Consider the following 19,239-nt stretch of genomic DNA (forward strand, 5'->3'; position numbering starts at 1 on the left):
GTGGCCTGGATCACTTATTTGTTTGGCATGTGCAAGTGAGGGCAGGCGCGCACCCGGAGCGGACCGGGCCGCGGTGTTCTACATCGCTGCCCGGCGAGCGGGCCGAACCCGTCCCGCTCCACGGCCCGCCCGCGGGGGTGGCGGGACGTTTTCCGTTCAACGCGCGAGGTGTATGTGTCCAGGCTGCAAGCCGAACACCTGTACAAGGTATTCGGCAGACGACCCGATGAAGCCGTGACGAAGCTCGAAAGCGGTACCGACCGTGACGAGCTCCGCACCGACGGTACAACCGCGGCGGTGATCGACGCCACCTTCTCGGTCGAGCCCGGCCAGATATTCGTCGTGATGGGCCTGTCGGGATCCGGCAAGTCCACCCTGCTGCGCATGCTCAACGGGCTGCTCGAACCGACCTCGGGACGGGTGCTCTTCGACGGCGAGGACCTGACCGCCCTGAGCCCGCAGGCGCTCCGCGACGTCCGCTCCACCAAGATCAGCATGGTGTTCCAGCACTTCGCCCTCTTCCCGCACCGCAGCGTTCTGGAGAACGCCGGGTACGGGCTCGAGGTCCAGGGTGTGCCCCGCCAGGAGCGGGAGAAGCGCGCTGCGGAGGCGCTGGAGCTGACCGGCCTGGGCGGCTGGGAGGCGTCCTGGCCCGACGAGCTCTCGGGCGGCATGCAGCAGCGTGTCGGCCTGGCCCGCGCGCTCGCCACCGACGCCGACCTGCTGCTGATGGACGAGTCCTTCAGCGCGCTCGACCCGCTGATCCGCCGCGATATGCAGGATCAGCTGCTCCAGCTGCAGAAGCGGCTCAAGAAGACCATCGTGTTCATCACCCACGACCTCAACGAGGCCATGCGCCTCGGTGACCGGATCGCGGTCATGCGCGACGGCGAGATCGTCCAGATGGGCAGCGCCGAGGATATTCTCGTCACCCCGGCCAACGACTACGTCGCCTCCTTCACCCAGGACGTCGACCGCTCCCGGGTGCTCACCGCCGGTGCGATCATGGCCGACCCGGAGACCGCCTTCGGCGCCCGGACGGACAACGGCCAGGAGCTGCGTACCGCCGCGGACGTGCTCGCCGCCGCGCCCGCCAGCGTGGCCGAGTCCACCCCGATCATCGAGCTGTTCACCCCCTGCTCCACCAGCGGGGTTCCCGTCGCCGTCACCGACTCCGACGGCGAGCTCGTCGGAGTCGTACCACGGGCCAGGCTGCTGGCCGTCCTCGGTGAGCCGATGAAGCCCGCGGCCGTGGCCGACGCCCCGGTCAGGCCGCCGGTCTCCGTCGACAAGGCGGTGGCCCGTGCCTAGGCTCCCGCTCGGTGACTGGGTCGACAGTGCCGTCGACTTCCTCCAGAACCATCTCGCCTGGCTGTTCGACGCGATCGGCTCGATCGTCTCCGGCATGTACGACGGCATCAACGCGGTGCTCTCCGCTCCTGAGCCGCTGCTCCTCGCCGGTATCCTCGCCGTTCTCGCCTGGTGGCTGCGCGGCCTCTCCGCGGGTGTGCTCACCTTCGTCGGCTTCGCCCTGATCGACTCCATCGAGTTGTGGGACGAGTCGATGGAGACCCTCTCGCTGGTGCTGGTCGCGACCATCGTGGTGCTGGTCATCGCGATACCGCTCGGCATCTGGGCCGCGCGCTCCAAGACAGTCAGCTCCCTCATCCGGCCGGTGCTCGACCTGATGCAGACCATGCCCGCCATGGTCTATCTGATCCCGGGCGTCGTCTTCTTCGGTATCGGCGCCGTGCCCGGCATCATCGCCACGATCATCTTCGCCCTGCCGCCCGGGGTCCGGATGACCGAGCTCGGCATCCGCCAGGTCGACGGCGAGCTCGTCGAGGCCGCCGAGGCGTTCGGTACGAGCCCCCGCAACACCCTGCTGCGGGTCCAGCTGCCGCTGGCCCTCCAGACGATCATGGCCGGTATCAACCAGGTCATCATGCTGGGTCTCTCCATGGTGGTCATCGCCGGCATGGTCGGCGGCGGCGGCCTCGGCGGCGCCGTCTACCGCGCGCTCGGCAACATCGACATCGGCCTCGGCTTCGAGGCGGGCCTCTCCGTCGTCATCCTGGCGGTGTACCTGGACCGGATCACCGGTGCGCTCAGCCTTCAGGTGTCCCCGGTCGGCCGCCGCGCACTGGCCAAGGCGAAGGAACTGACCGGCGGACTGAAGATCTGGAACCACCGTCCGCAGCCCGTCGTCGCCGTCGCCGGTGTGGTCGTCCTCGCGCTCGTCGCGGGAGGCCTCGGCCTGTTCGGCGGCTCCCCGGCCGGCAACACCGCCTCCGGCTCCGGCAATGTCGGCCAGGGCAAGAAGATCAGCATGGGATACATCCCCTGGGACGAGGGCATCGCCTCCACCTTCCTCTGGAAGGAGCTGCTGGAGCGGCGCGGCTACGAGGTCGACGCCAGGCAGTACGAGGCCGGCTCGCTCTACACCGGACAGGCGAGCGGCCAGATCGACCTCCAGACCGACTCCTGGCTGCCGGTCACCCACGCCACGTACTGGGCCAAGTACAAGGACAAGCTGGAGGACATGGGGGCCTGGTACGACAAGACCTCCCTGGAGATCTCCGTGCCCTCGTACGTGAAGGGCGTCAAGTCCCTGGCCGACCTGAAGGGCAAGAGCTCCACTTTCAAGGGCCGGATCGTCGGTATCGAGCCCAGCGCGGGCGAGATGGGCCTCCTCAAGGACAAGGTCCTCAAGGCGTACGGCCTCGACAGTGAGTACAAGCTCATCGACGGCTCCACGTCCGGCATGCTCGCCGAGCTGAAGCGCGCGTACGCGAAGAAGGAACCCATCGCCGTCGTGCTCTGGTCGCCGCACTGGGCCTACAACGATTACGACCTGACGAAGCTGGCGGACCCCAAGAAGTCCTTCGGCGCGGAGAGCGACGGCGTCCACACGCTGGCCCGCAAGGGCTTCTCCTCAGACAACCCGCAGGTCGCCTCGTGGCTCAAGAACTTCAAAATGACCGAGAAGCAGCTCACCAGCCTTGAGGCCACGATCCAGACGTCCGGCAAGGGCAAGGAGCAGGAGGCGGTCCGCGCCTGGCTCAAGAAGAACCCCGGCGTCGCCGAGAAGTGGACCCCGGTCGCCAAGGCCGGCAAGGCCGCGAACGGCAAGGACGAGCGCGAGCGGCCGATCGAGGTCGCGTGGTTCCCGTGGGAGGAGGACATCGCCGCCACCTATCTGTGGAAGGCCGTCCTGGAGGAGCGCGGGTACACGATGAACCTCAAGCAGTTCGAGGTCGGTCCGATGTACGCCGCGATGTCCCGTGGTCAGATCGATGTCCAGTTCGACGGCTGGCTGCCCAATACCCAGAAGCGGTACTGGGACCGCTACCGCGACAGCCTGACCGATCTCGGGTCCTGGTACGGCCCGACCTCGCTGGAGATCGCCGTCCCCTCGTACGTGAAGGGCGTCGACTCCCTCGACGACCTTAAGGGGCGCGGGGACGAGTTCAAGGGCCGCGTGGTCGGGATCGAGCCCGGCACCGAGACCATGAACATCCTCAAGGACACGGTCCTGCCGGGCTACGGGCTCGACAAGGAGTACAAGGCCGTCGACAGCTCCACACCCGGCATGCTCGCCGAGCTGAAGCGGGCGTACGCGAAGAAGGAACCGATCGCGGTCATGCTGTGGACCCCGCACTGGGCCTACAGCGAGTACGACCTGACCAAGCTGAAGGACCCCAAGAAGGGCTTCGGGGAGGGCGACAGGATCACCACCGTCGCGCACAAGGACTTCCCGGAGAACTACCCGCGGCTGACCGAATGGTTCAAGAACTTCACACTGAGCGAGGAACAGCTCGCCGGGCTGGAGAACGAGATCCAGAAGCGCGGCGCGGGCCATGAGGAAGAGGCCGTGAAGGCCTGGATGGACGAGAATCCGGGCATCGCGGACACGATGGCCCCGCAGTAGCGGGAAGCGTCCCTGGAAGGGGTGGGCGTCGCCGGCGGCGAGGCCCACCCCTTCCACGCGTTCCGCTCCGGCGCCGCGGCGCGCATCATTGACCCGAGGGCCGCACCGCCCTCCTCGACCGTGTGTTCGTACCGACGGAGGGTTCGGCACCGGGTGAGGCAGGACAGCTCTTGTACCGGCGTCAACTCTGAGAAGATGACGATCCGGTCGGGAGGGAGCCCAGTCATGGACGACAAGGAAGCGCTCAGGGTGGGCGCGGCCGTCCGCAGACGGCGCAGGTCCCTGGGCCTGACCCTGGCGGCGGTCGCCGCCCGCAGCGGACTGTCCGTGCCCTTCCTCAGCCAGATCGAGAACGAACGGGCCCGGCCGAGCGTCCGCTCGCTGGAGCGGGTGGCCGACGCCCTGGAAACCACCCCCGCCACGCTGCACGCGGCCGCCGACTCGGCGCGCACCGTCGATGTCGTACGGGCCGACGACGCCGGTCCCGGGGTCCGCCGGGTGGTGCGCGGCGGGCATCAGCTGAACGCCAAGGAGTTCACCGGCGAGCAGGACACCGGCCGGGAGTACCAGCACCGCAACGACGAGGTGATGTACATCGCCGACGGCGCCGTGGAGGTGGAGGCCGAGGGGCGGGCGTACCGCCTGGAGCGCGGCGACACCCTGTATCTGTCCGGTGGCGTACGGCACCGCTGGCGGGCCACCGAGCCGGGCACCCGCATCCTGGTCGTCGCCGTCGCCGAACACATCGACGCGACCGTCGACCCCCGGCGCTGACCGGCTGTCCCGCGGCCCGTCCGGCGTAACCCCGCACGGACGTTTTCTCAGGCGGTACGGGCCATCGCCGGCCGGGGCACCCGCGGCGCCGGGAGCAGCGCTCCGCCGAACAGTCCGCGCAGCGTGCACCACCCGGCCACCGCCCAGGCCGTCACCAGTAGTACGAACAGGCCCACCGCGAGCCATTCCAGCGCGACCAGACCGGTGTGGCGCCCCAGCGTCTCCGCCCCCGTGACGCAGGTACCGACCGGGAAGGTGAAGGCCCACCACGTCATCGTGAACCGCATCCCTCGCCGGACGGCACGCACCACCAGGGCCGTCGCGAACGCCAGCCACAGCAGCGCGAACCCCATCACCGGCACCCCGTACACCACGGCGAAGGCCGTCAGGGCGGGCGCGTACGGACCACCGACCGCCGTGGGCGCCGCGTCGGCCAGCTGGTTGACCGCGGTGGTCGACTGCCCCAGCGGGCCGAGGACCAGAAAGACCGCCGGGGTCAGCGCGAGCGGCAGCGGGCCGTGCACCACCAGCCGGCCGAAGACCAGCGGCAGCATCATCAGCGTGGCGAGCAGGCTCACCCCGAACAGCGCATAGCAGCCGAAGACCAGCGCCGCGCGGCCCTGGCCCGCCGGCAGATGCGGCGCCAGCAGCGGTCCTGTCGCCGCCGAGACCATCGGCGTCACCACCGGCAGCAGCCAGACCGGCGACACGTCCGCCGGTTCCAGCCGGTGGCGTACGACCATCAGATACGGAATCGTCACGGCGACCGCGAGCCCGAGGAGCGTTCCCGCGCCGAACAGCACCGCGTCCACGGCCACCGCGGCCCGCACACCGAGGACGTCCCGGCCCACGGTGAGGGTGGCGGCTCCGACGGCCAGCAGCGCCATCGCCATACATCCGTAGAAGGGCGCCACCGCCGGGTCGAGCAGCTGGGCGCGCGCCTGGTCGCGGTGGTGCAGCCAGTGTCCGGCGCGCGCGGTCAGCACGACGGCGAGCAGCACCGCCGACAGGCCCCACACCACCACCCAGGCCAGCCGCAGCGCGGGGACGTCCAGGGGGAGCCCGGCCCCCGCGCTCGCCACGATCGCGGTCCCCATCACCGTCGCGTACCAGTTGGGTCCGAGCTGCCGGAGCCGGGGCAGCCGTACCCCGGGGACGGCGCCCGGAGCGCGTGCGAAGGAGTCCACGGAGGAGTGCGCGAGGGCGGCCATGCGTCCACTGTCGTGGCCCCGCACGACCCCCACCAGCCCCATTGTTCCTATGAGGTCATAACCTGAGCTTATGACTGACGTGCCTGTCGATGCCCCCCTCGCCCACCGGGTGCCCGACCTCGGCGCGCTGGAGCTGCTGCTCGCCGTCGCCCGCCTCGGCAGCCTCGGCCGGGCCGCCCGGGAGACCGGCATCACGCAGCCCGCCGCCAGCAGCCGTATCCGGGCCATGGAACGCCAGCTCGGGGTGGCCCTGGTGGACCGCTCGCCCCGCGGCTCCCGGCTCACCGAGGCCGGAACCCTGGTCACCGACTGGGCCCGGCGCGTCGTGGAGGCCGCCGAGGCGTTCGACGCGGGAGCGCAGGCGCTGCGCGACCGCAGGGACTCCCGGCTGCGCGTCGTGGCCAGCATGACGATCGCCGAATACCTGCTGCCCGGCTGGCTGATAGCGCTCCGCCGGGCCCGTCCCGGCACCGCCGTCTCGCTGCGGGCGGGCAACTCCGCCGCCGTCGCGGAGCGGCTCCTCACCCATGAGGCGGACCTCGGCTTCGTCGAGGGCCTGGCCGCGCCCGGCGGACTCGACTCCGCCGTCATCGGGCACGACCGGCTGGTCCTCGTCGCCGCTCCCGGCCATCCCTGGGCCCGCCGTGGCACGCCGCTCGATCCCGCGGAGCTGGCCAGGACCCCGCTGATCCTGCGCGAGCCCGGGTCCGGCACGCGTCAGGTGCTGGACGCGGGGCTCGCCGCGTACGGCGGTCTCGCCGAGCCGCTGCTCGAACTGGCCTCCACCACCGCGCTGAAGGCCGCCGCGGTCAGCGGGGCCGGGCCCTGTGTGCTCAGCGAGCTCGCGGTCGGCGAGGAGCTGGCGGCCCGCCGGCTCGTCAGGGTGCCGGTGGAGGGCGTACGGCTGCGCCGCGACCTGCGCGCGGTCTGGCCGGCCGGCACCCGCCCGGCGGGCCCGGCCCGCGACCTGCTGGCCCTGACGCGCGGGGCGGCCCTCGGCTGACGGCGACCGGCCCTCCGTACGGCCCGGGCAGCAGGGATCAGGGCCGTACGCACCTCAGAGCCGTATGCACCTCAGGGCCGTACACGCCTACGCGGCGCCGACCGGAGCGGCCCGGAGCTGCGTGGCCCGGACCAGCGCGGCCATCACCCGGGTGTCCTCGCCCATCTCCGGATGCCACTGGACGCCCAGCGCCCATCGCGGGTCAGGCAGTTCGACCGCCTCGACCGTGCCGTCCGCCGCGAACGCGGACACGGTCAGCCCCGTACCGAGCCGGTCGACCGTCTGATGGTGGTGCGTCGGCACCGCGGACTCCTCCGGCACCAGATCGCCGTAGCGGGTGCCCGGCACCGGTTTCACCGGATGCTCGCCGAAGGTGCCGGTGACCGGCGAGGTGTGCCCCTCCACATGCTGGAGGAGCGTCCCGCCCAACGCCACATTGAGCAGCTGCATCCCCCGGCAGATCCCCAGCAGCGGGGTGCCGGACGCCAGGGCGGCCTCGATCAGGGCGAGTTCCCAGGCGTCCCGCTCCCGGGCCGGCGGTCCGGTGCGGGGGTGCGGCTCGGCTCCGTACCGTACGGGCTCCACGTCCGGGCCGCCCGCGATCACCACCCCGTCGAGCCGCGCCACCACCGCGGCCGCCGAGGCCGGGTCGTCCGGCGGGAGCATCACGGCCAGCCCGCCGGCCCGCTGGACCAGCCGGGGATAGCCGGCCGGCAGCAGCGCCGCGGGCAGATTCCAGACACCCCAGGCGGCGGACGCCTCCAGATAGGTGCTGACGCCGATGAGCGGCTTCACAGATCGGTCCTCCGTCGTTCTCGTGCGGGCTTCGGCTTCGGTCAGTCGCGTTCGAGTTCGGCCTCGGCCGCGGCCAGCGCCGCGAACTCCTCCTCGGGGGCGGCCGCGACCAGCCGGTGCCGACTGTAGAAGGTGAAGTACGCGAGTGCGACGACATAGACGCCGAGTGCGATGAATGCCGCGTCCTTGTCCACCAGGAAGGTCGCGACCAGCGCGGACAGGGCCAGCACGAACGCCACGCCGGAGGTGAGCATGCCGCCGGGCGTGCGGTAGGGGCGGGGCAGCCCCGGCTCGCGGCGGCGCAGCACGAGATGGGACAGGGCCATCAGGGCGTACGAGATGGTGGCGCCGAACACCGCGACATTCAGCATCCGTCCGCCGTCGCCGCTGCCCGCCGCGAGGGCGAAGCCGATCGCGCCCGGGATCAGCAGACCCAGATAGGGGGCTTTGCGGCCGCTGGTCAGGGAGAGGAAGCGGGGCAGATAGCCGGCGCGGGAGAGCGCGAACAGCTGCCGGGATCCGGCGTAGATGAGGGAGAAGAAGGAGGCGACGAGACCGGCCAGACCCGCGTAGTTCACGAACCGGCTCAGCGGTGTCGGATCGCCGTCCCCCTGGAGCGCGACCACCAGCGGATTGCCCGCGTCCTGCACGGCGGCCGAGCCGCGCGCGCCGGTCGCCGCGAAGAAGGTGATCAGCGCGAGCAGCACCAGCACGCCCATGGAGATGGACAGCGCCCTGGGCATCGACCGCACCGGGTCCTTGGCCTCCTCGGCGGCCAGCGGCACACCCTCCACACCGAGGAAGAACCACATGCCGAACGGGAAGGCCGCCCAGATGCCCAGCACGCCGTACGGCAGCCAGGAGCCCGAGCCGAACGCGTCCTGGTCGACGGGGATGTCGTTGAGGCCGCTCGCGTCGAACTCGGTGAAGGCGCCGACCGCGAAGATCAGCAGTGCCGCCACCGCGACGGCCGTCACCACCAGACTGAAGCGCAGCGCCTCGCCGACGCCCCAGAGATGGATCCCGATGAAGATCGCGAAGCAGGCCAGATAGACCGGCCAGCCGGCCGTCAGCCCGAAGAGGTTGAGCGACTCGACATAGTCGCCGATGAAGATGGAGATCGCGGCCGGCGCGAGGATGTACTCGATGAGGATGGCCGTACCGGTGAGGAAGCCGCCCCAGGTGCCGAGAGCGCGCCGGGCGAAGCCATAACCACCGCCCGCGGTGGGCAGGATGGCGGACAGCTCGGCGAGCGAGAAGACCAGACAGGCGTACATCACGCCCATGAGCAGCGTGGCGATGGCGAGGCCGCCGAAGCCGCCCTCGGAGAGACCGATGTTCCAGCCCGAGAAGTCCCCGGAGACGACATAGGCGACGCCGAGACCGGTGAGCAGCAGCCAGCCGGCGCTGCCACGGCGCAGCGTGCGCCGCTTCAGATAGTCGGCGTCCGGCGGAGCGGCGCCTTCGGCCGCCGCGGGGGGTGGGACGCGCGAGTCGGTGCCGTCGGACATGAGCAGCTCCTGCCTCGGGGTAATGGAGTGAGGCCATACCATTGCCGCCGGAACAGCTGTGCGCAAGCCCCCTGCGTTAAACGGCTGTTACGGATGGGCGCCGCGGCCCGCCCCGCCCTCAGAGGTCATCCGACCGGCTCTCAGGTGAGAAAGCCCCGCAGCAGCGCGGCCGTGCCGCCGCAGTGTTCGCGCGCTATCTCCCGCGCCCCGTCCGCGTCCCCGTCCAGCACCGCCCCGACCAGCGCGGTGTGCTGCCGCTGTGAGTGCTCCAGATTCCGTACGAGCAGCGGGATGCAGTCCAGCAGGTCGTTCGCCGTCGCCCGCACGGCCGCGTACTGCGCGGCCAGGGTCGCGGAGCCGGACAGCTCGGCGAGCGTGAGATGCAGCAGCGTGTCCAGCCTGCGGTACTCCGTCAGCGGTGCGTCGTGCGTCGCGGCCAGCGCCGACCGCAGCCGCTCCGACTGCTCACCGGTCAGCCCGTGCGCCGCGCACAGCCCCGCCGCGCCGACCTCCAGCACCTCCCGGAAGCGCAGGATGTCCTCCATGTCCACGCCCGCCACCCGGCGCCGCAGCTCCTCCCCGGCGCCCTGGGCCGGGGCGCCGGGCCGTGGCCGTACGAACGTCCCGCCGTATCTGCCGCGCCGGCTCTCCACCAGTCCCTGGTCCTGGAGGACCTTGAGCACCTCGCGGAGCGTCACCCGGCTGATCCGCAGCCGGTCGGACAACTCCCGCTCGGCGGGCAGCCGTTCGCCACCGGCCACCAGACCGAGCCGTACCACCTGGAGGATCTGCTCCAGGGCCTCCTCGAAACCGTTTCCCGCCCGCACGGGCCGAAGCACCGGAGTCAGCGGGTCCATCGGCAGGTTCTTCTTCACCATGTCGCCGTTTCCCCTTCCCAACCAAAGGTCTCCAGGAATACCTTATGACCTCCGGCTGACCGAAGGAGGAGTAATCCCGTGGCAGACCGCACACCCCCGCTCGGCGTCGAGGAACTTCGCATCCTCGTGGAGAGCGGCGAGATCGACACGGTCGTCCTGGCCTTCCCCGACATGCAGGGCCGGCTCCAGGGCAAGCGGTTCGCCGCGCCCTTCTTCCTCGAAGACGTCCTGGAACACGGCAGCGAGGGATGCAACTACCTCCTCGCCGTCGACACCGAGATGAACACCGTCGACGGCTACGCGATGTCCTCCTGGGACCGCGGCTACGGCGACTTCGCCATGCGCCCCGACCTCTCCACCCTGCGCCGGATCCCCTGGAACGAGGGTACGGCGCTGCTCATCGCCGACCTCGCGTGGAGCGACGGCTCGCCCGTCGTCGCGGCGCCCCGCCAGATCCTGCGCCGCCAGCTGGAGCGTCTCGCCGAGCACGGCTACACCGCGCACGTGGGCACGGAGCTGGAGTTCATCGTCTTCAGGGACACCTTCGAGCAGGCCTGGGACAGCCACTACCGCGGCCTGACCCCCGCCAACCAGTACAACGTCGACTACTCCGTCCTCGGCACCGGCCGTATCGAGCCCCTGCTGCGCCGGATCCGCAACGAGATGGCCGCCGCGGGACTGACCGTCGAGTCCGCCAAGGGCGAGTGCAACCCCGGCCAGCACGAGATCGCCTTCAAGTACGACGAAGCGCTCGTCACCTGCGACCAGCACGCCGTCTACAAGACCGGCGCGAAGGAGATCGCCTCCCAGGAGGGGGTCTCGCTCACCTTCATGGCCAAGTACAACGAGCGGGAGGGCAACTCCTGCCACATCCATCTCTCGCTCCAGGACGAGGACGGCACCAACGTCATGGCCGGGGACGGCCCCGGCGGAATGTCCCCCGTCATGCGCCACTTCCTGGCGGGCCAGCTCGCCGCGCTGCGCGACTTCTCCCTGCTGTACGCGCCCACCATCAACTCGTACAAGCGCTTCCAGCCCGGCTCCTTCGCCCCCACCGCCGTCGCCTGGGGCTACGACAACCGCACCTGCTCGCTGCGGGTCGTCGGCCACGGCCGGTCCATGCGCTTCGAGAACCGGCTGCCCGGCGGGGACGTCAATCCGCACCTCGCCGTCGCGGGCCTGGTCGCCGCGGGGCTGTACGGCATAGAAAACGAACTGGAACTCCCCGAGGCATGCGCGGGGAACGCCTACAGCGCCGGGTACGAGCAGGTCCCCACCACCCTGCGCGAAGCCGCCGAGCTCTGGGAGAACAGCCCCATCGCCCGCGCGGCCTTCGGCGACGAAGTCGTCGCCCACTACCGCAATATGGCGCGCGTCGAGGTGGAGGCCTTCGACGCCGCGGTGACCGACTGGGAGCTTCGCCGCTCCTTCGAACGCCTGTGAGGAACGACGTGCACGAGCACCGCACAGCCGGACATCAGATCCTCAACCCCGCCACCGGCGAGGTCATCGCGACGATCGCGGCGACCACTACGGAGCAGGTCGACGCCGCGGTCGTACGGGCCGCGGCGGCCCAGCGCGGCTGGGCGGCCGCCGCCCCCGCCGACCGCGCACGGCTGCTGCGCCGCTTCGCCTCCGTGGTCGACGGGCACACCGAGGAACTGGCGGGACTGGAGGTCCGCGAGGCGGGCCACACGATCGGCAACGCCCGCTGGGAGGCCGGCAATGTCCGCGATCTCCTGGACTACTCCGCCGGGGGAGTGGAGCGGCTGAGCGGCCGGCAGATCCCGGTCGCCGGCGGACTCGACATCACCCTCCTGGAACCGCTCGGCGTCGTCGGGGTGATCGCGCCCTGGAACTTCCCCATGCCGATCGCCGCCTGGGGCACCGCCCCCGCCCTCGCGGCCGGCAACGCGGTCATCCTCAAGCCCGCGGAGACCACCCCGCTCACCGCCCTCCGACTGGCCGAACTCGCCCTGGAGGCAGGGCTTCCCGAGCATCTCTTCCAGGTCCTGCCCGGCGCCGGCGAGGTGGCGGGCAACGCCCTGGTCGAGCACCCGGGCGTCGCCAAGATCGTGTTCACCGGATCCACCCTGGTCGGCAAGCGGATCATGGCGAAGAGCGCCGCGCTGGTGAAGCGCGTGACCCTCGAACTCGGCGGCAAGAGCCCCAACATTGTCTTCGCCGACTCCGATCTCGAACAGGCCGCCGCCACGGCGCCGATGGCCTTCCTCGACAACTCCGGCCAGGACTGCTGCGCCCGTACCCGCATCCTCGTCCAGCGGGAGGTCCACGACCGGTTCCTGGAACTGCTCGCCCCCGCCGTCGAGTCGGTCGTCGTCGGCGACCCGTCCGACGAGCGGACCCAGATGGGCCCGCTGATCTCGGCCGTCCAGCTGGAGCGCGTACGGTCCTACGTCCCCCAGGGCGCGAAGGGCATCCGCGGCGTCGCCCCCCGGGGCCCCGGCTTCTGGTTCCCGCCGACCGTCCTCACCGACGCCGCCGCCGACTCCCCGGCCGCCACCGAGGAGATCTTCGGACCGGTCGCCGTCGTCCTCCCCTTCGACGACGAGGAGGACGCGGTCCGGCTCGCCAACGCCACCGACTACGGCCTCGCCGGGTCGATCTGGACCCGCGACGTGGGCCGCGCCCTGCGGGTCTCGCGCGCCGTCGCCGCGGGCAATCTGTCCGTCAACTCCCACAGCAGCGTCCGCTACGGGACACCGTTCGGCGGCTACAAACAGTCCGGACTCGGCCGCGAACTGGGCCCCGACGCCCTCGCCGCCTTCACCGAAACCAAGAACGTCTTCATCAGCACGGAGGCCTGAGCGACCATGACCGCCCCCCTGACCGACCCCTTCGTCTGCCGCCGGCTGGCCGGCCGCACCGCCGTCATCACCGGAGCCGGCAGCGGCATCGGCCTGGCCACCGCGCGCCGGCTCGCCTCCGAGGGCGCGCACGTCGTCTGCGGCGACATCGACGAGACCGCGGGCAAGGCCGCGGCCGAACAGGCCGGCGGCACCTTCGTACGCGTCGACGTCACCGACGCCGACGAGGTCGACGCGCTGTTCAGGACCGCGTACGAGACCTACGGCAGCGTCGACATCGCCTTCAACAACGCGGGTATCTCACCGCCCGACGACGACTCGATCCTCACCACCGGCCTTGAGGCATGGCAGCGGGTCCAGGAGGTCAACCTCACCTCGGTCTACCTCTGCTGCAAGGCTGCCATCCCCTACATGCAGCGCCAGGGCCGGGGCTCGATCATCAACACCGCGTCCTTCGTGGCCAGGATGGGGGCGGCGACCTCGCAGATCTCGTACACCGCGTCCAAGGGCGGGGTGCTCGCGATGTCCCGTGAACTGGGGGTGCAGTTCGCCCGGGAGGGGATCCGGGTGAACGCGCTGTGCCCGGGGCCGGTCAACACCCCGCTGCTGCGGGAGCTGTTCGCCAAGGACCCGGAGCGGGCCGCGCGCCGGCTGGTGCACATCCCGGTGGGACGGTTCGCCGAGGCGGACGAGATCGCGGCGGCCGTCGCCTTCCTCGCGAGCGACGACTCGTCCTTCGTGAACGCATCGGACTTCCTGGTCGACGGCGGCATCTCGGGGGCGTACGTCACCCCCATGTAGGTGCATTGGCCTGCCCATTAGGGTGGGCTGATGAGCATGACAACACCGCCAGGCTGGTATCCCGATCCGGGCGCCCCGGCCACCGAACGCTGGTGGGACGGGACCGCCTGGACCGGGCACACCCGGGCGCCGGGCGGTCGCCGTCGGCGGCGCGGTCCGCTCGTGGTCGTCGCCGCCGGTGTCGTCCTCGCCGCGGCGACAGCCGCCGGAGTCGTCGTGCTCGGTGACGACGATCCCGGAACCCGGCCGCCGGCCCGGCAGAGCGGCGCGCCCCTGCCCTCCACGCCGGAGGACAGCGACAGCGCGACAGCCGACCCGGAACCCAGCGAGGACCCGACCGTCCTCACCGATCAGCTGAACGGCATCACCCTGCCGATCCCGGACGGCTGGGAGCGGCCGGTCGGCGGCTTCGGCGGCGGCGTCACCATGTCGGTGGCGGACACCTACGAGTGCCCGGGCGACGCCGGGATGCGCTGCCACGCGGGCACGGTGACGACCCGTAGCGCCGGCGGGACCGACGCGGCCTCCGCCGAGGCGCTGGCCAAGGAGGACATCTCCCTCGCGGCCGACGCCGCGTACGAGGAGGACAGCGTCGGCAACAACTTCTACGGCGGCATCGAGTCCCACAAGGAGCTCAGGTCCGAGCCAGCCGTGGTCGCGGGCCGCACCGGGTATCTGGTGCGGTGGCAGGTCACCACGGGGGTCGGGCCCGGCGGCTATGTCCAGTCGCTGGTCTTTCCCTCGACCATCGGCACGGAGTCGCTGGTCATCGTGCGCTTCGCCTTCGACGCGGGCCCCGCGGGGCCGCCGGTCGGCGGGATGGACAAGATCACCAAGGGGATCCGTCCGATCGGCGACGTCTCGGGCGGCGTCGGCAGCTCCATCGGCCCCTGACCCTGCTGGGCTCGACCCGGCGGGGCCAGGACCTCAGAGGAACGTACGGCCCTCGCCCCGGTAGGTCGGTACGGACGCCACCACGCGGTCGCCCTCCACCAGCCGCAAGGTGTCGAAGCGCTCGCACATCTCACCGGCCTTGGCATGCCGGAACCACACCTTGTCGCCGATCAGCAGATCGTCGGCGGCTGAGCCCAGCAGCGGGGTCTGCACCTCGCCGGGGCCCTCCTGCCCGTCGTAGCGCAGCCCCTCCGGCAGATATGGAACGGGCAGCCGGTCCCGGCCCGCCGCCCCCGACGCCGGATAGCCGCCCCCGAGCACCGTCACCACCCCGACGCCCGGCCTGCGCACCACGGGCTGGGCGAACAGCGCCGCCGGACGGCCCGTGAAGGACGTGTAGTTGTCGAACAGCCGCGGCACATACAGCCCCGAGCCCGCGGCGATCTCCGTCACCGCCTCCTCGGCGGCCGTGTGCTGCACGCTGCCCGTACCGCCGCCGTTGACGAACTCCAGTTCCGGCGCCACGGCCCGTACCGCCCGCACCACCGCCGCTCGCCGCTCGGCCAGCTCCCGGCGGGCGGCGGACTGCATCAGCCGGATCGCCCGCGACCGCAGCGGCCGGCCGGCCAGGGCGTCCCCGACACCCGCCACATGGCCTTCGTACGCCATCAGCCCGACCAGCCGGAAGCCGGGGCGCCGGGCGACCGACCTGGCCAGCTCGGCCAGCTGGGCGGGCTCGCGCAACGGGGAGCGCAGGGCGCCGACCCGTACCCGCCCGCCGAACAGCCGCAAGGACGTGTCGAGTTCAAGACAGACCCGGATCTCCTCGCGGCCGCCGGCGCGCGACGCGTCGATGAGATCGAGCTGCGCCGGGTCGTCGGCCATCACGGTGACGGCGGCGGCGAGCTCGGGGTCGGCGGCGAGCTCCGCGTAGGCGGCGCGGTCCGCCGACGGATAGGCGAGGAGTACGTCGTCGAACCCGGCCCGCGCCAGCCACAGCGACTCCGCCAGCGTGAACGACATGATCCCCGCGAAGCCCTCGCGCGCCAGCACCCGCTCCAGCAGGGTCCGGCAGCGCACCGACTTGCTCGCCACCCGGACCGGTTTGCCCGCGGCCCGCCGGACGAGATCGTCGGCGTTGGCGTCGAACGCGTCGAGATCGACGAGGGCGAGCGGGGCGTCGAGATGAGCGGTGGCCCGGTCGTACCGGGCCCGGTCAGTGGCGCGCGGAGTCATGGCCAGAGCCTGCCAGACACGATTACCGAACGGTAGGGGGGATGATCTGGGCAGATCCACCCGGGCCTCCGGTCTCGTTCCCGCCGGGCCCGCTCCAGCCCGTAGAGTGACCACACGCGGCGACGAACGGGCCTGTCCCGTACGGCGGATCGGCGTGCGATGGATCGGCGTGCGTGGATCGGTCTGTACAGGCGGGACAGGGGGACGGATGAGCACCGAAGCACGACGCGCTCCCGTACCGCCCCGCCCCACAACACCCCCTTCCGTGCCCGCCGCGACGGGGCCTGACGCCTCGAAGGACGCCTCGGCCGACCGGCCGGGAGACGCCTCGACGGGCGCCCCGCGCGCGACCGCGTCCCGCGATACCGGGCCCCCGCTTCCTTCGCCCGGACGCCCGCGGATACCTCCGCCACCGCCCGGCCCTCCGCCGGCCGGTCCTCCACCGGCGGCCGAGACCACCATGCGGCTGCGCCCTGTGCCGCCGGGGCCGTCCGTGCCGCCGGCACGATCCGCGGAGCCGTCGCCCGCCGAGACCACCACGCGGCTGCGGCCCGTGCCCCCGGGGCCCGTGCTGCCGCCCGCGCCCCCCGTACGACCGGCCCACCCTGGACACCCGGCCGGTCCCGTACATCCGGCCGGTCCTGGACGCCCGGCGCCGGGGTACTCCTGGGGCGGGGTGCCTCCCGAGACCCCCGCGGAGACCACCACCCGGCTGCGGCCCGTGCCCGCCCGGCGCCCCGCCAGGACGGTCGCCGCCCTGGCCTGCGCCGTACTCGGACTCGGCCTGATCGGCGGCGCCGCCACCGGCAGCTGGCTGACCGGGAACTCCGCCGCCGAGCCCGCCGTCCGCGACGGATACACCACGGCACGCACCCTCTGGCACAGCGTCCCCGTCGACACGCTCTTTCCGCGCACCCTCACGGGGGACGGCGCGGGGCCCGGCGGCGCGGACCGTGAATGGACCCGGATAGGCGTGGCGCCCGACAGCGGCTGCGCCGGCGCCCTCGACCCCCTGCTGCTGGGCACGCTGCGCCCGGTCGGCTGCGGGCGGGTGCTGCGCGCGACGTACGCCGACGCCACCTCCAGCAGCGTCACCACGGTCGGGCTCGTCTTCACCCGGGGCGACGCCACCGGGATGGACGCCCTGCGCACCCGCTTCCGGGACGAGAAGCTCGCAGAACGCGCCGATCTCATGCCCCGCACCTTTCCCGTCAAGGGCACGGTCGCCGCCGGATTCGGTGACGCCCAGCGCGCGAGCTGGACGGTGAACGTCCTCACCGAGGCGCCCGTCGTCGTGTACGCCGTCTCCGGCTTCGCCGACGGACGTGCCGTCACCACTCCCCAGCCCGTCGGCAAGGCCACCGCCGCCCGGGCCACGACCGCACCCGCGCAGGCCGGCCTCGGCCATGACGCGAAGGGCGTGGCGGACCGTATCGAGCGAGGGCTGCGCACGACCATCAGCGCGCGCACGGTGGTGCCGCGATGACGTCGAGGGCCCCCATGAGCCCGAGTGCACCGAGTGCACCGAGTGCACCGAGTACGCCGAGGGCCTCGCGGCGCGCTCACCGCATCGCCGTCGCGCTCGCCGCCACGTCCTTCCTGCTCGTGCCCGCCACCCCCGCGCACGCCGACGCGATCCGTGCCCAGCAGTGGGCCCTCGAAGCCCTGCACACCGAACAGGCCTGGCGCACCGCGCAGGGCACCGGCGTCACGGTCGCGGTCCTCGACACCGGCGTCGACGACACTCATCCCGACCTCGCGGGCCAGGTGCTGCCCGGCAAGGACCTCATAGGCTTCGGCGCCGCCGGCGGCGACCGGGCCTGGGCCCGGCACGGCACCGCCATGGCCGGCATCATCGCGGGCCACGGTCACGGGTCCGACCGCTCCGAGGGAGTCCTCGGTATCGCGCCCGAGGCGAAGATCCTCCCCGTCCGGGTCATCCTCGAAGGCACCGACCCGGCCCGCTCCAAGGCCCGTACCTCCCGGGGCGGCGCCCTCGCCGAAGGCATCCGCTGGGCCGCCGACAACGGCGCCGACGTCATCAATCTCTCCCTCGGCGACGACAGCGAGTCGGCCCATCCGGAACCGGGCGAGGACGCGGCCGTCCAGTACGCCCTGGCCAAGGGCGCCGTCGTCGTCGCCTCGGCCGGCAACGGCGGCGAGAAGGGCGACCACATCTCGTACCCCGCGGCCTACCCCGGGGTGATCGCGGTGACGGCCGTCGACCGCTACGGCACCCACGCCGCCTTCTCCACCCGTCGCTGGTACGCCACCGTCAGCGCCCCCGGCGTCGATGTCGTCATCGCCGACCCCGACCGCGGCTACTACGAGGGCTGGGGGACCAGCGCCGCCGCCGCGTTCGTCTCCGGCGCCGTCGCCCTCGTACGCTCCGCCCACCCCGACCTCACCCCCGCGCAGATCAAGAAGCTCCTCGCGGACACCGCGCGCGACGCCCCGAAGGACGGCCACGACGACGCCAAGGGCTACGGCCTGGTCGACCCGGCCGCCGCGATCGAGGCAGGGGGGAAACTGCGCCGTACGGACGCGACGAGCGAAGCCGCCGGATCCGGCTACGGCAAGAAGTACTTCGGCAGCGGTCCCGACGTCCCGCGCGAGGAGCCGGAACCGGCCGCCTGGCTCGCCCCGGCGGCGGGCGGGGCCGGCGCCCTGCTGCTGGCGGGCGCGGTGGCGCTGTGGCGCGGCGGCGTCAGACGATCCGGCGTACGGCGCTGACCGCGGCCTCCTCGACCCGCGCGATCCCCTCCTCCCGCGACGCATGCCCGTCGGACAGCACCGCGACCAGACAGCCACGCACCCGCCCCACCGAATGCACCACCCACAGCCCGCTCCCGTCTCTCGGCAGCCATCCGTTCTTCAGCGCCCAGCCGTCGCCCGCCGCGGACACGCCCCAGTCCTGCCCCGGCACCACCCGCCCCATCAGCCCCGCCAGATAGCGGCGCGCCCGCCCGTCCAGCGCGGAACGCGCGCCGAACACCGCCTTCAGCAGGGTCAGTTGATCGCGCGCGGTGGTCCGGGTCAGCCCCCAGGCGGGCGCCGCCGACGTGTGGGTCATCCCCAGCCGCGCATGCGCCTCGTCCAGCCCCGCCACGCCGCCTGCCGTGGCCCGCAGCGCGGTGGCGGCGTCGTTGTCGCTGCGCTCGATCATGGCCGCCGAGAGCCGCTCCTCCTCGGCCGTCAGCCACCGTCCGGCGTCCCGCGCCCGCAGCAGCACCGCCGCCAGGACGGCGACCTTCACGATGCTGGCGGTGACATACGTCCGGTCCTCGCCGTACGCCACCTCGCGCCGGCCGGTCATGTCGCACGCCGCGACCGAGAGATCCACCCCACGACCGTACGTCCACAGCCCAGGCCCTGTC

16 protein-coding genes are annotated in these 19,239 nt (G+C 72.2%); 10 read left to right on the forward strand and 6 right to left on the reverse strand.

Features of this window, described 5'->3' with window-relative positions; translation table 11 throughout:
• Nucleotides 1–174: 174 nt before the first annotated feature.
• The 3 genes from ACFVWW_RS22105 to ACFVWW_RS22115 all read left to right on the forward strand — a co-directional run bounded on the left by ACFVWW_RS22105 (nucleotide 175) and on the right by ACFVWW_RS22115 (nucleotide 4,705).
• Nucleotides 175–1,311, forward strand: a complete 1,137-nt coding sequence (locus tag ACFVWW_RS22105) for a glycine betaine/L-proline ABC transporter ATP-binding protein (RefSeq protein ID WP_384185358.1) — start codon at nucleotides 175–177, stop codon at nucleotides 1,309–1,311.
• Nucleotides 1,304–3,931, forward strand: coding sequence for an ABC transporter permease/substrate binding protein (locus tag ACFVWW_RS22110; protein WP_386878722.1), 2,628 nt, complete (start codon nucleotides 1,304–1,306; stop codon nucleotides 3,929–3,931). The genes ACFVWW_RS22105 and ACFVWW_RS22110 overlap by 8 nt, the downstream gene beginning before the upstream one ends.
• Before the next feature lie 225 nt (nucleotides 3,932–4,156).
• Complete coding sequence (locus ACFVWW_RS22115) at nucleotides 4,157–4,705, forward strand: helix-turn-helix domain-containing protein (RefSeq protein ID WP_384185364.1); 549 nt, start codon at nucleotides 4,157–4,159, stop codon at nucleotides 4,703–4,705.
• A gap of 47 nt (nucleotides 4,706–4,752) precedes the next feature.
• Here ACFVWW_RS22115 and ACFVWW_RS22120 read toward each other — a convergent pair whose 3' ends face one another.
• Entirely contained in the window at nucleotides 4,753–5,916 is a 1,164-nt protein-coding gene (locus ACFVWW_RS22120) for a TDT family transporter (RefSeq protein ID WP_386878723.1), read from the reverse strand.
• A gap of 70 nt (nucleotides 5,917–5,986) precedes the next feature.
• On the opposite strand from ACFVWW_RS22120, the gene ACFVWW_RS22125 reads away from it, so the two are divergent.
• Nucleotides 5,987–6,919 (forward strand): LysR family transcriptional regulator, encoded by a 933-nt coding sequence (locus ACFVWW_RS22125; protein WP_386878724.1) that lies wholly within the window; start codon nucleotides 5,987–5,989, stop codon nucleotides 6,917–6,919.
• 87 nt (nucleotides 6,920–7,006) lie between these two features.
• On the opposite strand, the gene ACFVWW_RS22130 is transcribed toward ACFVWW_RS22125, so the two are convergent.
• From ACFVWW_RS22130 to ACFVWW_RS22140, 3 genes are all read right to left on the reverse strand, one after another.
• Complete coding sequence (locus ACFVWW_RS22130; protein WP_386878725.1) at nucleotides 7,007–7,714, reverse strand: gamma-glutamyl-gamma-aminobutyrate hydrolase family protein; 708 nt, start codon at nucleotides 7,712–7,714, stop codon at nucleotides 7,007–7,009.
• Between the two features lie 41 nt (nucleotides 7,715–7,755).
• Nucleotides 7,756–9,225, reverse strand: coding sequence for an ethanolamine permease (eat, locus tag ACFVWW_RS22135; protein ID WP_384185374.1), 1,470 nt, complete (start codon nucleotides 9,223–9,225; stop codon nucleotides 7,756–7,758).
• A 140-nt stretch (nucleotides 9,226–9,365) separates the two neighbouring features.
• A complete protein-coding gene (locus ACFVWW_RS22140; protein ID WP_384330021.1) occupies nucleotides 9,366–10,103 on the reverse strand; it encodes a FadR/GntR family transcriptional regulator in 738 nt (245 codons plus the stop codon).
• A 78-nt stretch (nucleotides 10,104–10,181) separates the two neighbouring features.
• On the opposite strand from ACFVWW_RS22140, the gene ACFVWW_RS22145 reads away from it, so the two are divergent.
• The 4 genes from ACFVWW_RS22145 to ACFVWW_RS22160 are packed head-to-tail and all read left to right on the forward strand — an operon-like array spanning nucleotide 10,182 to nucleotide 14,626.
• On the forward strand, nucleotides 10,182–11,546 hold the full coding sequence (locus ACFVWW_RS22145; protein WP_386878726.1) for a glutamine synthetase family protein: 1,365 nt from the start codon (nucleotides 10,182–10,184) through the stop codon (nucleotides 11,544–11,546).
• A gap of 8 nt (nucleotides 11,547–11,554) precedes the next feature.
• On the forward strand, nucleotides 11,555–12,931 hold the full coding sequence (locus ACFVWW_RS22150) for an aldehyde dehydrogenase family protein (protein WP_384185382.1): 1,377 nt from the start codon (nucleotides 11,555–11,557) through the stop codon (nucleotides 12,929–12,931).
• A 6-nt stretch (nucleotides 12,932–12,937) separates the two neighbouring features.
• Nucleotides 12,938–13,732 carry a 3-oxoacyl-ACP reductase gene (locus ACFVWW_RS22155; protein WP_384185384.1) on the forward strand — a complete coding sequence of 265 codons (795 nt, stop codon included), beginning with the start codon at nucleotides 12,938–12,940 and terminating at the stop codon, nucleotides 13,730–13,732.
• Between the two features lie 30 nt (nucleotides 13,733–13,762).
• Nucleotides 13,763–14,626 carry a DUF2510 domain-containing protein gene (locus ACFVWW_RS22160; protein ID WP_386878727.1) on the forward strand — a complete coding sequence of 288 codons (864 nt, stop codon included), beginning with the start codon at nucleotides 13,763–13,765 and terminating at the stop codon, nucleotides 14,624–14,626.
• A gap of 33 nt (nucleotides 14,627–14,659) precedes the next feature.
• Here the strand turns inward: ACFVWW_RS22160 and ACFVWW_RS22165 are convergent, their stop codons facing one another.
• Complete coding sequence (locus ACFVWW_RS22165; RefSeq protein WP_384185388.1) at nucleotides 14,660–15,862, reverse strand: amino acid deaminase/aldolase; 1,203 nt, start codon at nucleotides 15,860–15,862, stop codon at nucleotides 14,660–14,662.
• Between the two features lie 676 nt (nucleotides 15,863–16,538).
• Here ACFVWW_RS22165 and ACFVWW_RS22170 point away from each other — a divergent pair.
• Both ACFVWW_RS22170 and mycP read left to right on the forward strand, forming a co-directional pair.
• Entirely contained in the window at nucleotides 16,539–17,348 is an 810-nt protein-coding gene (locus ACFVWW_RS22170) for a hypothetical protein (protein ID WP_386878728.1), read from the forward strand.
• A 14-nt stretch (nucleotides 17,349–17,362) separates the two neighbouring features.
• Nucleotides 17,363–18,595: a type VII secretion-associated serine protease mycosin gene (mycP, locus tag ACFVWW_RS22175; protein ID WP_386878729.1), complete on the forward strand. Its 1,233-nt coding sequence runs from the start codon at nucleotides 17,363–17,365 to the stop codon at nucleotides 18,593–18,595.
• Here mycP and ACFVWW_RS22180 read toward each other — a convergent pair.
• Nucleotides 18,570–19,205 (reverse strand): serine hydrolase, encoded by a 636-nt coding sequence (locus tag ACFVWW_RS22180; protein ID WP_386878730.1) that lies wholly within the window; start codon nucleotides 19,203–19,205, stop codon nucleotides 18,570–18,572. The two genes, mycP and ACFVWW_RS22180, sit on opposite strands and share 26 nt — an antisense overlap.
• Between the last annotated feature and the right edge of the window lie 34 nt (nucleotides 19,206–19,239).

The organism is Streptomyces sp. NPDC058198 (genome assembly GCF_042882605.1).
Taxonomy (GTDB): domain Bacteria; phylum Actinomycetota; class Actinomycetes; order Streptomycetales; family Streptomycetaceae; genus Streptomyces.